The 14551-nt window shown below is 74.3% G+C and carries 12 protein-coding genes; 11 read left to right on the forward strand and 1 reads right to left on the reverse strand.

The annotated features are described in order from the left end of the window. Positions 1-14: 14 nt before the first annotated feature. Positions 15-767 carry a TetR/AcrR family transcriptional regulator gene (locus tag DSZ44_RS13480; RefSeq protein WP_110853155.1) on the forward strand — a complete coding sequence of 251 codons (753 nt, stop codon included), beginning with the start codon at positions 15-17 and terminating at the stop codon, positions 765-767. Beyond that, the gene (locus DSZ44_RS13485; protein WP_373681253.1) at positions 764-2917 is read left to right on the forward strand and encodes an acyl-CoA dehydrogenase family protein; all 2154 of its coding nucleotides are present in this window, start codon (positions 764-766) and stop codon (positions 2915-2917) included. The genes DSZ44_RS13480 and DSZ44_RS13485 overlap by 4 nt, the downstream gene beginning before the upstream one ends. Positions 2918-2999: 82 nt before the next feature. Here DSZ44_RS13485 and DSZ44_RS13490 read toward each other — a convergent pair whose 3' ends face one another. Beyond that, on the reverse strand, positions 3000-4355 hold the full coding sequence (locus DSZ44_RS13490; protein WP_110853156.1) for an HNH endonuclease: 1356 nt from the start codon (positions 4353-4355) through the stop codon (positions 3000-3002). 215 nt (positions 4356-4570) lie between these two features. On the opposite strand from DSZ44_RS13490, the gene purL reads away from it, so the two are divergent. The 9 genes from purL to purM all read left to right on the forward strand — a co-directional run bounded on the left by purL (position 4571) and on the right by purM (position 14497). Continuing rightward, positions 4571-6892 carry a phosphoribosylformylglycinamidine synthase subunit PurL gene (gene purL, locus DSZ44_RS13495; protein WP_258369501.1) on the forward strand — a complete coding sequence of 774 codons (2322 nt, stop codon included), beginning with the start codon at positions 4571-4573 and terminating at the stop codon, positions 6890-6892. A gap of 55 nt (positions 6893-6947) precedes the next feature. Continuing rightward, a complete protein-coding gene (gene gdhA / locus DSZ44_RS13500; RefSeq protein WP_110853158.1) occupies positions 6948-8285 on the forward strand; it encodes an NADP-specific glutamate dehydrogenase in 1338 nt (445 codons plus the stop codon). Between the two features lie 74 nt (positions 8286-8359). After that, positions 8360-8779, forward strand: coding sequence for a DUF2255 family protein (locus tag DSZ44_RS13505; RefSeq protein WP_110853159.1), 420 nt, complete (start codon positions 8360-8362; stop codon positions 8777-8779). Positions 8780-8849: 70 nt separating this feature from the next. Continuing rightward, complete coding sequence (locus DSZ44_RS13510; protein WP_110853160.1) at positions 8850-9566, forward strand: copper homeostasis protein CutC; 717 nt, start codon at positions 8850-8852, stop codon at positions 9564-9566. A gap of 34 nt (positions 9567-9600) precedes the next feature. Beyond that, positions 9601-9975, forward strand: a complete 375-nt coding sequence (locus DSZ44_RS13515) for a sterol carrier family protein (protein ID WP_258369503.1) — start codon at positions 9601-9603, stop codon at positions 9973-9975. A gap of 51 nt (positions 9976-10026) precedes the next feature. Further along, on the forward strand, positions 10027-10383 hold the full coding sequence (locus DSZ44_RS13520; RefSeq protein WP_110853161.1) for a hypothetical protein: 357 nt from the start codon (positions 10027-10029) through the stop codon (positions 10381-10383). A gap of 7 nt (positions 10384-10390) precedes the next feature. Further along, entirely contained in the window at positions 10391-11833 is a 1443-nt protein-coding gene (locus DSZ44_RS13525; RefSeq protein WP_110853206.1) for an RNB domain-containing ribonuclease, read from the forward strand. 43 nt (positions 11834-11876) lie between these two features. Then, positions 11877-13394: an amidophosphoribosyltransferase gene (gene purF, locus DSZ44_RS13530; protein WP_258369504.1), complete on the forward strand. Its 1518-nt coding sequence runs from the start codon at positions 11877-11879 to the stop codon at positions 13392-13394. Next, positions 13391-14497, forward strand: a complete 1107-nt coding sequence (gene purM / locus DSZ44_RS13535; RefSeq protein WP_110853163.1) for a phosphoribosylformylglycinamidine cyclo-ligase — start codon at positions 13391-13393, stop codon at positions 14495-14497. Before purF ends, purM begins: the two co-directional genes overlap by 4 nt. Positions 14498-14551 lie beyond the last annotated feature (54 nt).

The raw sequence follows: 14551 nt of genomic DNA on the forward strand, positions 1-14551 counted from the left end.
CTCTCGGTTCCGTGATGCCGAGCACACCTCCGGAGGCCGACGTGCGCGTGGACGGCCGTGACGCCCGCTGGGCGGAGCACCGCAGCTCGCGGCGCGCCGAGCTGGTGCGCGCCGCCCGCCGCGCGGTGCACCACCGCGGGCCGGACCTGTCCATGGACGACCTCGCCGCGGAGATCGGCACCTCGAAGTCGATCATCTACCGCTACTTCACCGACAAGTCCGGCCTGCAGGGCGCCGTCGGTGCCGCCGTCATCGACGACCTGCGCGCCGCGCTGGGCGAGGTGGGCGAGCGGGTGACCCGGCCGCGGGACCGCATCGCCGCGATGGTCGACGTCTACCTCGGCATCGTCGAGTCCTCCGCCGGTGTCTACGCCTTCGTCACGCAGCCCGAGGCCACCGCCACCGCGGGGGCGCTGCGCGGCTTCGTCGCGGAGATCGAGGACATCGTCGCCGAGGCGCTGCTGCCCGTGCTCCGTCACGGCGGCGGGGCGGCGGAGGAGGACCACGCGCTCGCCGCCCTGTGGGGCGCCGGCGTCGTCGGTCACGTCCGCAGCGTCGCCGAGCGCTGGATCGCCGCCCGCAGCACGGGACTTCCCGCCGACGACGGCGCCCCGGCCGTCGAGGGCGGCATCGCCGCCCTGGACCGTGCGGCGCTCGCCGCCCACATCACCGACTGGCTCTGGACGGGAGCGATGGGCGTCGCCCGCCGTTCCCGTAACGCCAGCACCCGCACCGAGACCGACGACGCGATCGGAGACCCGTCATGACCACCACGACCACCCACCGCGAGGACGACGCCGTCTACCGCGAGCGTTCGGCCCGCCCGGCGGCGCCGGACCTGCCCGACACGTCCGACGCCGCACAGCCGGCGTCCGTCGGCACCGTGACGTCGGCGATGAGCCCCGACACCGCGGCGCCCCCCGGTGAGGCCTTCGACCGGGGTGCCGTCGGGGACCTGCTCGACGGCCGTTGGCGCGAGCAGCGCCGCGCGTCACGCGACCTCGCCCTGGAGCCGGACTTCCAGCGCCTGCCCGACCAGACCGTCGCCGAGCACCGCGAGCGCGTCATGTGGCAGCTGCGCGAGCTCGTGGGGCGCAGCGAGGTGCTGCGTGGCTTCCCGCGGGAGGTCGGCGGCGGGGGAGACCCCGGCGGCAACCTCGCCGGCTTCGAGGAGCTCTTCCTGTCCGACCCCTCACTCCAGATCAAGGGCGGCGTGCAGTGGGGACTGTTCGGCTCGGCCGTGCAGCACCTCGGCGTGCCGGAGCAGCACGCGCGCCTGCTGCCGCCGATCATGCAGCTCGAGGTGCCGGGCTGCTTCGCGATGACCGAGGTGGGCCACGGCTCGGACGTCGCCTCCATCGCCACCACCGCCACCTACGACCCCGCCACCGAGGAGTTCGTCCTCCACACCCCCTTCCCCTCGGCGCGCAAGGAGTACATCGGCAACGCCGCCCTGCACGGCATCGCGGCCGTCGTCTTCGCCCAGCTCTCCACGCAGGGCCGCAACCACGGCGTCCACGCCTTCTACGTGCCCATCCGCGAGCACGACGAGGACGGCGGGCTGCGCTTCCTGCCCGGGATCGGCGGCAAGGACGACGGCCCCAAGGGTGGGCTCAACGGCGTCGACAACGGCCAGCTGTGGTTCGACCAGGTGCGCGTGCCGCGCGAGAACCTCCTGCGCCGCTACGGCGACGTCGCCCCGGACGGCACCTACTCCTCGCCGATCGAGAGCAAGGGGCGGCGCTTCTTCACCATGCTCGGCACGCTCGTGCAGGGCCGTGTCTCCCTCGGTGGGGCCGCCGTCGGCGTGAGCAAGGCGGCCCTGTCCATCGCGGTCCGCTACGGCGACGAGCGACGCCAGTTCACCGGCGCCGACGAGCACCGCGAGGTCACCCTCCTCGACTACCAGCGCCACCAGCGCCGGCTCCTCCCGCTCGTCGCGCGGACCTACGCCGCCGCCCTCGCCCAGGGTGTCCTCCTCGAGCGCTTCCACGGGGTCTTCAACGGGGAGCACGACGACGACGAGTCACGCCAGGACCTCGAGACGCTCGCCGCCGCCTTCAAGCCGACGTCGACGTGGCTGGCGATGGAGGCGATCCAGGAGTCCCGGGAGGCCTGTGGCGGGGCCGGGTACATGGCCGAGAACCGGCTCGTGACCTGGCGGCAGGACTTCGACGTCTACACGACCTTCGAGGGGGACAACAACGTCCTGCTCCAGCTCGTGGGCAAGCGGCTCCTCACCGACTACGGCCGGGCGATGGCGAAGATCGACATCGCGGGCGCAGCCCGGTTCGTCGCCGCCCGGGCGGGGGACATGGCCCTGCACCGCACCCCGCTGCGGCGGGCCGCGCAGTCGGTGCTCGACTCCGGCTCCAAGGCCCGCTCCGCGGGCCAGCTGCGTGACCCCGAGGCGCAGCGCGAGCTGCTCGAGGACCGCGTCGAGACGATGGTCGCGGAGATCGCCGGCGCCCTGCGTGAGGTCAAGGACGCGCCTCCCGAGAAGGCCGCCGCCGTCTTCAACGAGCACCAGGACGCCCTCATCGGTGCCGCCCGTGCCCACGCGGAGCTGCTCCAGTGGGAGGCCTTCACCGCCGCGCTCGACCAGGTGCCCGCCGGCACCACGCGGCAGGTGCTCACCTGGCTGCGGGACCTCTACGGCCTGGAGTGCATCGAGCGGAACCTCGCCTGGTACCTCGTCAACGGGCGGATCACCGCCCAGCGGGCCCGGGTGGTGACCGGCTACATCAACCGGCTGCTCACCCGGCTGCGGCCGTACGCCGTCGACCTCGTCGACGCCTTCGGCTACACCCCCGAGCACCTGCGGGCGCCGATCGCCTCGGGCGTGGAGGGTGCCCGCCAGGAGGAGGCCGAGGCGCTCCAGCGTCGCCGCCGCGCCCTGCCGGAGCGGCTCGGCTGAGACGAGCCGCCAGCGTGAGCGTCGGGGTCCACTGCGCGCCCGCGCGACCGGGCGTGCAGTGGACCGACGGTCCACGAGAACCTCACCCCGCGTGGGGAAGCGGCGGCGGTGCCGAGTCGTAGACGTGACCGGTGGGTGTGCGGGTGCGGATGACCGGCCCGGCCCGGGGAGCGCCCGGACTGCCCCGGCTGAGGGGGAGTGAGCTCCAGCCGGGCGCCGCCTTGTCCTGGTTGCACCGCTCGCACCGGCCGCCGAGGTTCTCCTCCGCGGTCTCCCCGCCCGTGGCGTGGTCGACGACGTGGTCGATGTGCCGCACCGGTGCGTCGCACCACGGGGTGCGGCACCGACCCGCGTCCCGGGTGGCGACGTAGCGCGCCAGTCCGGGTGGGGCGTGGCGGGCACGGCTCTCCATGGCGACGAGGTGGCCGGCCGGATCGGTGAACAGACGGCGGACCCACGCCCCGCAGCCACCCTCGTCGGTGAGGGTGCGACGCAGGAGGTCCCGGGCCCAGCCCGCGGGGACCGTGCCGTGCTCGGGCACGGAGGCGGGCTCGTCGCTCCCGGCCAGGGACTGGTCGATCATGACGAGCTGGAGCTCGACCCGTGCGGGGACCTGGGCGTCACTGCCGGTGAGGCGCGCGACGAGCGTGTCCGCCATGACCTGCCCGCGCCCGCGCTCGTCCCCCGCCGCGCGTGCGGAGTCCGCCGCGGCGCCGAGCGAGGCGTGTGCGGCCACCGCCTGGGCGACCGGCAGCAGGGCGGTGAGGTAGGCCATCGTGTCCGGTGCGGGCCGGATGCTGATGAAGCGCTCACGCTCGGCCCGGGCCGCGCGGTCCACGACGCTGTGCGGGTCGAGCCGGTAGGCGAGGCGCTTGGCCTCGGCGACGAGCTGACGGTCGCCCATCTCGGCCACCCGGGACGGGTCCTCCCACAGCTCGGCGTCGAGCGCGCGGCGCTCCTCGGCCCCCAGGCAGATGGTCTCCCTCACGAGGAGGGTGGCCCGCCACTCACTGAGCTCGCCGCGGCGGAGCGCCGCGAGGGTGCACGGCATGTCCTCCCGCAACGCCCGCGCCATGCCGAGGTGGCGGCCACCGTGGTGCGGGGACAGGCGGCGGGCGAGGGCCACCTCGCTCGCCAGCCCGCGGCCCCGGCGGTCGGCTGCGACGCCGGCCGTCTGCTCGGCGTCCAGCCGCAGGCGCGACAGGTGGGCCGTGACCGCCACCTGCGCCCCCGCCGTCGCAGCCTTGAGGTCCTCCAGCTCGCGCACCAGGTCGATGCACTCGGCCTCGGTGAGCCCGGGCCGCTCGCCGTCCACCCGGTCCGCCACCACCAGGGCCGGGTCCAGCCCCTCGAGCAGGCGCCTCATCGCGCCGACGTCGGCCGCGCGCAGCGCCGCCACGGGCGGTGTGCCGGGGCCGGACGGGTCGGTGCTGGACATGGTTCCAGGCTAGGTGCGACCACCGACATTCCCGCGACATACCGCTGAAAAGTTCCCCTCAGGCTGTGGGCGGGGCGCCCCCGGGCCAAGCCTGTGGAGCAACCTGCCCCCCGCCCACACCGGCAGGTCCGCCAGGTGGCCACCTGCGCCGCGCTCCCTGAGGGGCTGTAGATTGTCCGCCGTGCATGCCTTTACCGTCCTGTTACGGGGCACCGATGTCTGACGAGCAGCGGTCCGACACCGTCGCGCACGCCGCGGCCACACCGGACCACACCCTCCCCTACCGGGACCTGGGCCTCAAGGACGACGAGTACGCCCGGATCGTGGAGATCCTCGACCGCCGCCCCACGGCCGCCGAGCTCGCCATGTACTCGGTGATGTGGTCCGAGCACTGCTCGTACAAGTCCTCCAAGACCCACCTGCGGCAGTTCGGTGAGAAGACCACCGAGGCGATGCGCGAGCACCTGCTCGTCGGGATCGGCGAGAACGCCGGCGTCGTTGACATCGGGGACGGCTGGGCGGTGACCTTCAAGGTCGAGTCCCACAACCACCCGAGCTTCGTCGAGCCCCACCAGGGCGCCGCCACCGGCGTCGGCGGCATCGTCCGCGACATCATCTCCATGGGTGCGCGGCCCGTGGCCGTCATGGACCAGCTGCGCTTCGGGGCGATCGACCACCCCGACACCGCGCGCGTCGTCCACGGCGTCGTCTCCGGCGTCGGCTTCTACGGCAACTGCCTGGGCCTGCCCAACATCGGCGGCGAGACCGAGTTCGACGCCTCCTACCAGACCAACCCGCTCGTCAACGCCCTGTGCGTGGGCGTGCTGCGCCACGAGGACATCCACCTCGCCAACGCCTCCGGCGTCGGCAACCAGGTGGTCCTCTTCGGGGCGCGCACCGGCGGCGACGGCATCGGCGGCGCCTCGATCCTCGCGAGCGAGACCTTCACCGGCGAGGGCCCCACCAAGCGGCCCGCCGTCCAGGTCGGGGACCCCTTCATGGAGAAGGTCCTCATCGAGTGCTGCCTCGAGCTCTTCGCGGCCGGCGTCGTCGAGGGGATCCAGGACCTCGGCGCGGCCGGCATCTCGTGCGCCACCTCCGAGCTCGCCTCCAACGGCGACGGCGGCATGCACGTCCACCTCGAGAACGTCCTGCTCCGTGAGGAGCTGACGGCCGGGGAGATCCTCATGTCGGAGTCGCAGGAGCGGATGATGGCCGTCGTGCGGCCCGACCGTCTCGAGGAGTTCCTCGCGATCACCGGCCGCTGGAACGTCGAGGCCTCCGTCATCGGCGAGGTCACCGGCACCGGCCGCCTCGTCATCGACCACCACGGCGAGCGGATCGTCGACGTCGACCCCCGCACCGTCGCCCACGAGGGCCCCGTCTACGACCGCCCGTACGCCCGTCCCGCCTGGCAGGACGCGCTCAACGACGACGCCGCCGAGCGGCTGCCCCGTCCCGGCACCCCCGAGGACCTGCGCGAGCAGGCGCTGCGCCTGGTCACCTCGCCCAACCTCGCGAGCAAGTCGTGGGTCACCGACCAGTACGACCGCTACGTCCAGGGCAACACCGCGCTGGCCCAGCCCGACGACGCCGGCGTGGTCCGCGTCGACGAGGCCACCGGCCTGGGCGTGGCGATCAGCACCGACGCCAACGGCCGCTTCACCAAGCTCGACCCCTACACCGGGGCGCAGCAGGCGCTCGCCGAGGCCTACCGGAACGTCGCGACCGTGGGCGCCCACCCCACCGCCGTCACCGACTGCCTCAACTTCGGCTCCCCCGAGGACCCGGACGCGATGTGGCAGCTCGTCCAGGCGATCACCGGCCTGGCCGACGCGTGCGCCGAGCTCGGCGTGCCCGTCACCGGCGGCAACGTCTCCCTGTACAACGGCACGGGTGAGCCCGGCCGGATCGACTCCTCGATCAACCCGACGCCCGTCGTCGGCGTCCTCGGCGTGATCGACGACGTCAGCCGCGCCACGCGCTCGGGCTGGGCGGCGCCCGGACGCGCCGTCTACCTGCTCGGCACGACGGCCGAGGAGCTGTCCGGCTCCGCGTGGGCCGACGTCGTCCACGGCCACCTCGGTGGACGGCCTCCCGCCGTCGACCTCGCGGCCGAGCGCCGTCTCGCGGAGGTGCTCGTCAACGCCTCCCGCGACCGCATCGTCGAGTCCGCGCACGACCTGTCGGCCGGTGGCCTGCTCCAGGCACTCGTCGACTCCTGCCTGCGCTTCGACGTCGGCGCCCGGGTCGACCTGACCGGGCTGTGCGAGCGCGACGGCGTCGACCTCGCCACCGCCCTGTTCTCCGAGACCGGTGCACGCGCCGTCGTGTCCGTCCCGCGCAGCCAGGAGGTCCACCTCCAGGACCTGTGCACCGCCCGCGGCGTCGCGCTCCTGCGCATCGGCACCACCGACGACACCGGCCCTGAGTCCCACGAGGGCCGTCCCGTGCTCGACATCGAGGGTGTCGGCACGTTCCCGCTCAGCGAGCTGCGGGAGGCCGCCACGGCGCCCCTGCCCTCCCACTTCGGCTGAGCCCACCCCCGGCGAGACCGCCGGGCCCCGTACGTCTGAGATGAAGGAGTGGTCCATGGAACAGCAGCTCGAGCACGCCTACGAGGAGGTCCTCCGCCGCAACCCCGGGGAGGCCGAGTTCCACCAGGCCGTCCGCGAGGTCTTCGACTCCCTGGGGCCGGTGCTGCGCAAGAACCCCCGGTACGTCGACGCCGCCGTCCTCGAGCGCCTGTGCGAGCCCGAGCGGCAGATCATCTTCCGCGTCCCGTGGGTCGACGACGCCGGCCGGGTGCGCATCAACCGCGGCTTCCGCGTGGAGTACAACTCCGCCCTCGGCCCGTACAAGGGCGGCCTGCGCTTCCACCCCTCGGTGTACCTCGGGATCGTCAAGTTCCTCGGCTTCGAGCAGATCTTCAAGAACGCGCTCTCCGGCCTGCCGATCGGTGGCGGCAAGGGCGGCTCCGACTTCGACCCCCGCGGCCGGAGCACGCAGGAGGTCATGCGCTTCTGCCAGTCCTTCATGACCGAGCTGTACCGGCACATCGGTGAGTACACCGACGTCCCCGCCGGTGACATCGGCGTGGGCCAGCGCGAGATCGGCTACCTCTTCGGCCAGTACAAGCGCATCACCAACCGCTACGAGTCCGGCGTCCTCACCGGCAAGGGCATCAGCTGGGGCGGGTCCCTCGTGCGGACCGAGGCCACCGGGTACGGCACCGTGCTCTTCGCCAACGAGATGCTCGGGACCAAGGGCCAGGACCTCGACGGCCGGCGTGTCACCGTCTCCGGCTCCGGCAACGTCGCGATCTTCGCGATCGAGAAGGCCACGCAGCTCGGCGCCACGGCCGTCGCGTTCTCCGACTCCTCCGGCTACGTCGTCGACGAGGCGGGCATCGACCTCGAGCTCCTCAAGGAGGTCAAGCTCGTCGACCGCGGCCGCGCCAAGGACTACGTCGACCGCCGCCCCGGCGCCCGCCTCGTCACGGACGGCTCCATCTGGGACGTCCCCACCGACGTCGCGCTGCCCTGCGCCACCCAGAACGAGCTCGACGAGAACGACGCCCGCACCCTGCTGAAGAACGGTGCCGTGGCCGTCGCCGAGGGCGCCAACATGCCCACCACCCCCGAGGCGCTGCGGCTCTTCCAGGAGGCCGGCACGCTCTTCGCCCCGGGCAAGGCGGCCAACGCCGGCGGCGTGGCGACCTCCGCCCTGGAGATGCAGCAGAACGCCAGCCGCGACTCGTGGACCTTCGAGTACACCGAGGAGCGGCTCGCCGACATCATGCGGGACGTCCACGCGCGCTGCGCCGCCACCGCCGAGGAGTACGGCCGTCCGGGCGACTACGTCGTCGGGGCGAACATCGCCGGCTTCATCAAGGTCGCCGACGCGATGCTCGCCCAGGGCGTCATCTGACCCAGGGCGTCATCCGACCGACGTCGTCACCGGGCCGCGGGAACACCTTCGGGGTTCCCGCGGTTCGGTACGTCATGAGCTTCGACGACGTGAGGGACCTGCTCGACCGCACCGAGGTCGTCGCGGTGGTGACGACGCGCGCCGGCGGCAGCCAGGTCGCGACACCGATCTGGGCGATGGTGGTCGACGGCGTGCCGTACCTGCGGTCCGCCTACGGTGCCGGCTCGTGGTGGTACCGGCACGCCGTGTCCGGGCGCCCGGTGGCGATCGCCCTGGGCGACGGTGCCGTCGCGGAGCGCGACCGGGACGCCGCGCTGAGCCTGCCGCGCACGCAGGTCCGCGTCACGCACGTCCCCGCGGACGACCCCGTGCAGGACCGCATCGACGAGGAGCTCGAGCGCAAGTACGCCCACGCGCCCCGGTCCTCGATCGACCCGACGCGCAGCGTGGAGGCCCGCGCGGCCACGCTCCGGGTCGAGCCCGCGGAGGCGTGAGCCCGCGCTGAGGCCGCCGTCACGCCGGACGCGTGCGGCGCCCGCCCGCCCGATGCGGGATCGTGGGGGCATGGATGAGGTGCAGCTGGAGGTCGCGGTCCAGGACGCGAACGGGGCCGCCGTGGCCCGCGACGCCGGTGCGGACCGTGTCGAGCTGTGCTCGGCCCTCGACGTCGGCGGGCTCACCCCCAGCATCGCCATGGTCGGGGCGGTGGTGGCCACGGGCATCCCCGTCCACGTGCTCGTCCGTCCTCGCCCCGGGGGCTTCCGGTACTCGGCGAGCGAGGTGACCCTCATGGTGCGGGACATCGAGGCGATCGTCGACGCCGGGGCCGCGGGCGTCGTCGTCGGCGCACTCACGGCGCGCGACACCCTGGACCGGCACGCCCTGGAGGCGCTCCAGTACGCCGCCGAGGGGCTCGAGGTCACCGTCCACCGCTGCGTCGACGTGCTCGACGACCCGGGCGCCGTCCTCGAGGACCTCGCCGGCCTCGGCTTCACGCGGGTCCTCACCTCCGGGGGCGCGGCGACCGTCGCGCAGGGCCTGCCGACGCTGCGCCGGATGACGGCGGCCGCGGGCGGGCGCCTGGAGGTGATGGCGGGCGGCGGCGTACGGACCGAGGACGTCGCGGCGCTCGTGGACGCCGGGGTCGACGCCGTCCACCTGTCCGCTCGACGGCACGTGCCCGACGGCGGTCCCTCCGGCCCGGGAGGCGGGCGGCCGGGGTACGACGTCACGGACGCGTCGGTGCTCGCGGCGGTCACGGCCGCACTCGGCCGCCCCTGAGCAGCACGGTCGGTCTCCCGGCTACGGTGGCCCCGTGGCACGACGACGCACCGACCCGTACGAGGGCATGGCGGCACTGCGGCAGTGGCGTGCCGCGCAGGACGCGGGGGAGCAGGTGCCGGCAGCCGTCGTGCGCACCGCCGTCCGCTTCACCCTCGAGGAGCTCGCGGTGAGCTCGCCCGGGAACTCCGTGGAGGTGCGGGTGCCGCCCGCCGCGGCCGTCCAGGCGATCGCGGGGCCACGGCACACCCGCGGTACCCCGCCCAACGTCGTGGAGACCGACATGCAGACGTGGCTGCGTCTGGCGACCGGCCGGCTGTCCTGGGACGAGGCCCGCAGGTCCGGCGCGGTGATGGCCTCCGGGATCCGCGCGGACCTGTCCGGCGTGCTCCCGCTCATCACCCGCTGAGCGGACGGCGCGGGCGAGTGAGCGCGCGGGGCGCGGGGTACGTTGGACCGCGTGAGCACGCCCGACCCCGCCTCCGCCGCGTCACCCGACCTCGCCGCACCGCGTGCGGCAGCCACCGAGCCGGCACCGCCCGCCGAGGACGGCCCCGTGGCCCGGGCGATCGACGTCGCCGACGCGAGCCGCGTGCGGCGCGCCCCCCGATACGGGCGGTTCGGGTTCCTCGGCTTCCTCCTCGGAGCCCTCCTCTCCCTCGCCCTCACCTTCGTGCCCGTGGGCGGGGCGGACCTCCCGCGCGGCACCCTCTTCCTCCTCCTGCTCCTCGCCCTCGGCACGGGCGGTGTCTTCGCGGGCCTCACCTGGGCGCTGGTGGCCGACCGTCGATCCCTGCGTCGCCGTGGTCGGGGCTGACCGCGGCGTGCCCACCCGCCAGCTCCACCTGCCGGCACTGCCCGCGCGCGTCGCGGAGTCCCTCGACCGGCTCCGCGCCGAGCTCGACATCCCCGTCGACCTCCCGCCCGCGGCGCTGCGGGAGGCGCAGGAGGCCGCCCGCCGCCCGCTGCCCACGCTGCCGGACGCGCGCGACCTCCCCCTCGTCACCGTCGACCCGCCCGGTGCCCGGGACCTCGACCAGGCCGTCCACCTCGAGGAGGACGGCGACGGGTTCCTCGTCCACTACGCCATCGCCGACGTCGCCTCCTTCGTCACGCCCGGCGGCGCCCTCGACGCCGCCGTCCACGAGCGGGGCGTCACCGTCTACGGCCCCACCGGCTCCACGCCCCTCCACCCGGAGGTCCTCAGCGCCGGCGCCGCGAGCCTGCTGGCGGGCCAGGACCGCCCCGCCTACCTGTGGCGCATCGCGCTCGCCGCCGACGGCGCGGTCCGCGAGGCCACCGTGCGCCGGGCGCTGGTCCGCAGCCGCGCCCAGCTCACCTACGCCCAGGTCCAGGACGTCGTCGACGGCGGCAGCGACCCGTCCGTCCCGCCCACCCTGCCCGGGCTGCTGCGCCGGGTCGGCGAGCTGCGCCTCGCGCAGGAGCGGGCACGCGGCGGCGTCTCCCTCGAGATCCCCGAGCAGGAGGTCGTCGCCCGCGACGGCGGCTACGCCCTCGCCTTCCGCGCCACCCTGCCCGTGGAGGAGTGGAACGCCCAGATCTCCCTCCTCACCGGCATCTGCGCCGCCGGGCTCATGCGCGGCGCCGGGGTGGGCATCCTGCGCACCCTGCCGCCGGCCGACCCCCGCGACCTCGCCCGCCTGCGCCGCACCGCCCGCGGCCTGGGCATCGCGTGGCCCGAGGACGTCTCCTACCAGGACCTCCTCCCCACCCTCGACTCCGCCGTCCCCGCCCACGCCGCCTTCCTCACCGAGGCGACCACCCTCTTCCGCGGTGCTGGGTACGCCGTCCTGGGCCAGGACGAGGACGGCGACACCCGCCACGCCGCCATCGCCGCCCACTACGCCCACGTCACCGCGCCGCTGCGCCGCCTCGTCGACCGCGCCGGCCTCGAGGTCTGCCGCGCCGTCTGCGCCGGGGAGCCGGTGCCCGGGTGGGTGCACGACGCGCTGCCCGAGCTGCCCCGCGTCATGGCGCGCAGCACCCAGCGGGCCGGGCGCTACGAGCGCGGTGCCGTCGACGCCGTCGAGGCCCTCGTCCTCGAGAGCAGGGTGGGGGAGGAGTTCCGCGGCATCGTCGTCGAGGTCGACGAGGACGACGACGGCGTGCGCGGCACCGTCGTCATCGCCGAGCCCGCCGTCGAGGCGTCCGTGCGGGCGCCGGAGCTGCCGCTCGGCGAGCAGGTGACCGTGCGGCTGGAGGAGGTCGACGTCCCCGGGCGGACGGTGCGCTTCTCACCGGCCTGACCCGACCCGCCGACCGGGGCGCGGGTGTGGGACCATGACACACGTGCGACGCGGAGACGGACGGCTGAGTCACGACCTGCTCCCGGGGGAGGCTCCTCCCCAGGACGAGTGCGGGGTCTTCGGGGTCTGGGCACCCGGTGAGGAGGTCGCCCGCCTCACGTACTTCGGCATCTACGCCCTGCAGCACCGCGGCCAGGAGTCCGCCGGCATCGCCACGAGCAACGGTGAGCAGCTCCTCGTCTACAAGGACATGGGCCTGGTCTCCCAGGTCTTCGACGACCAGACGCTGTCCGCGCTGCAGGGACACATCGCCGTCGGGCACGTGCGCTACGCGACGACGGGCGCCAGCGCGTGGGAGAACGCCCAGCCCACCCTCGGCCCCGCGGGTGCCGGCACCGTCGCGCTCGGCCACAACGGCAACCTCACCAACACCCGCCGGCTCATGGAGCTCGTGCGTGAGAGGTCCGGGACGGACCTGTCCGGGGAGCTCGGTCGCGGCAGCTCCACCGACACCGCCGTCATCACCGCCCTGCTGGCCGGGACCGCCGGTGAGGACGCGCGCTCCCTCGAGGCGACGGCGATGAGCGTGCTGCCGCTGCTCGAGGGGGCCTTCTCCCTCGTCTTCATGGACGAGCACTCCCTCTACGCCGCCCGCGACCCGCACGGCTTCCGGCCCCTGGTGCTCGGCCGGCTGCAGCGCGGCTGGGCCATCGCCTCGGAGACGGCGGCCCTCGACATCGTCGGCGCCACCTTCGTCCGGGAGATCGAGCCCGGTGAGCTCGTCGTCATCGACGAGGACGGGCTGCGCTCCCAGCACTTCGCCAAGCCCAGTCCGCGCGGCTGCGTCTTCGAGTACGTCTACCTCGCCCGCCCGGACACGCAGATCGCCGGCCGCTCGGTCAACGCCGCACGCAGCGAGATGGGCCGGGTGCTGGCGCGCGAGCACCCCGTCGACGCCGACCTCGTCATCCCCACGCCGGACTCCGGGACGCCCGCCGCGATCGGGTACGCCCAGGAGTCCGGCATCCCCTTCGCGCAGGGCCTGGTGAAGAACGCCTACGTCGGGCGCACGTTCATCCAGCCGACCGACACGATCCGCCAGCTCGGCATCAAGCTCAAGCTCAACCCGCTGCGCGAGGTCATCGCCGGCAAGCGGCTCGTCGTCGTCGACGACTCCATCGTGCGCGGCAACACCCAGCGCGCCCTCGTCCGCATGCTGCGCGAGGCCGGGGCCGCGGAGATCCACGTGCGCATCTCCTCCCCGCCCGTGAAGTGGCCGTGCTTCTACGGCATCGACTTCGCCACCCGGGCCGAGCTCATCGCCAACGGCATGAGCATCGAGGAGATCCGAGCCTCCCTGGGAGCGGACAGCCTCGGCTACATCTCGACCGACGGGATGATCGAGGCCACGGCCGTGCCCCGCGCACGCCTGTGCACGGCGTGCTTCACCGGCGAGTACCCCGTGCCGGTCGAGGACGCCGAGTCCGCGGCCGAGCGGCGTGACTACCAGGTCCTCCCGCCCCGGCACCCGGGGTCCCTGACGATCGCTGGAGCGCAGTGAGCACCGAGAGCCGAACCCCCATCAGCTACGCCGCGGCCGGCGTCGACACCGAGGCGGGTGACCGCGCCGTCGAGCTCATGAAGGGCGCCCTGCGCGCCACCCACGGGCCCGAGGTGGTCGGGGGCGCCGGCGGCTTCGCCGGCCTCTACGACGCCTCCGCGCTGCGCGAGTACCGCCGCCCGCTCCTGGCCACCTCCACCGACGGCGTCGGCACCAAGGTCGCCATCGCCCAGGCCATGGACGTCCACGACACCATCGGCCACGACCTCGTCGGCATGGTCGTCGACGACATCGTCGTCGTCGGGGCCCGGCCGCTCGTCATGACGGACTACATCGCCTGCGGGCGCGTGGTGCCCGAGCGCATCGCCGACATCGTCCGCGGCATCGCCGAGGCCTGCGCGCTGACCGGCACGGCCCTCGTGGGCGGGGAGACGGCCGAGCACCCCGGCCTCCTCGGCCCGGACGAGTACGACGTCGCGGGCGCCGCCACGGGCGTCGTCGAGGCCGACCGGGTCCTCGGCCCCGAACGGGTGGCCGAGGGGGACGTCCTCGTCGCGCTCGCCTCCTCGGGGCTGCACGCCAACGGCTACTCCCTCGTGCGCCGCGTCCTCGAGCTCAGCGGCTGGTCGCTGGAGCGGGAGGTCGACGAGCTCGGTCGCACGGTCGGGGAGGAGCTCCTCGAGCCCACCCGCCTCTACACGCGGCTGTGCCTGGAGCTCGCGCAGGACGACGGGCTGCACGCCCTCTCGCACGTCACCGGCGGGGGGCTCGCCGCGAACCTCGCCCGCGTGCTGCCCGCGGGGCTCGTCGGGCACGTGGAGCGCGGGTCCTGGCAGGTGCCCGCCGTCTTCGACGTCGTCCGACGACTGGGCCCGGTCGAGTGGACCGACCTCGAGCAGACGCTCAACCTCGGCGTCGGCATGGTGGCGGTCCTCGCGCCGTCCGCGGCGGAGCAGGCGGTGCGGACAGCGCAGGCCGCCGGTATCGACGCGTGGCAGCTGGGCGCGGTCGAGCGCCTCACCGACCGCGACGGCGACGTCGTCACCGGGACGAAGGGCATGCGGGGCGGCGCCGTGCGGATGCACGGCGACTACCGCAGCTGAGCGTCGCGAGCAGGTCAGGTCGCCGCGTCCCCGTCGGGGAGCGGCGACCTGAGG

The organism is Georgenia satyanarayanai, from assembly GCF_900116375.1.
GTDB lineage: Bacteria > Actinomycetota > Actinomycetes > Actinomycetales > Actinomycetaceae > Oceanitalea > Oceanitalea nanhaiensis.

Bases quoted from the DNA above. Each gene is read 5' to 3' on its own strand.
- DSZ44_RS13510 (WP_110853160.1), top strand. From the start codon at position 8,850: ATGGATGAGGTGCAGCTGGAGGTCGCGGTCCAGGACGCGAACGGGGCC.
- DSZ44_RS13485 (WP_373681253.1), top strand. From the start codon at position 764: ATGACCACCACGACCACCCACCGCGAGGACGACGCCGTCTACCGCGAG.
- gdhA (WP_110853158.1), top strand. From the start codon at position 6,948: ATGGAACAGCAGCTCGAGCACGCCTACGAGGAGGTCCTCCGCCGCAAC.
- DSZ44_RS13505 (WP_110853159.1), top strand. From the start codon at position 8,360: ATGAGCTTCGACGACGTGAGGGACCTGCTCGACCGCACCGAGGTCGTC.
- DSZ44_RS13490 (WP_110853156.1), bottom strand. From the start codon at position 4,355: ATGTCCAGCACCGACCCGTCCGGCCCCGGCACACCGCCCGTGGCGGCG.
- DSZ44_RS13480 (WP_110853155.1), top strand. From the start codon at position 15: ATGCCGAGCACACCTCCGGAGGCCGACGTGCGCGTGGACGGCCGTGAC.
- purL (WP_258369501.1), top strand. From the start codon at position 4,571: ATGTCTGACGAGCAGCGGTCCGACACCGTCGCGCACGCCGCGGCCACA.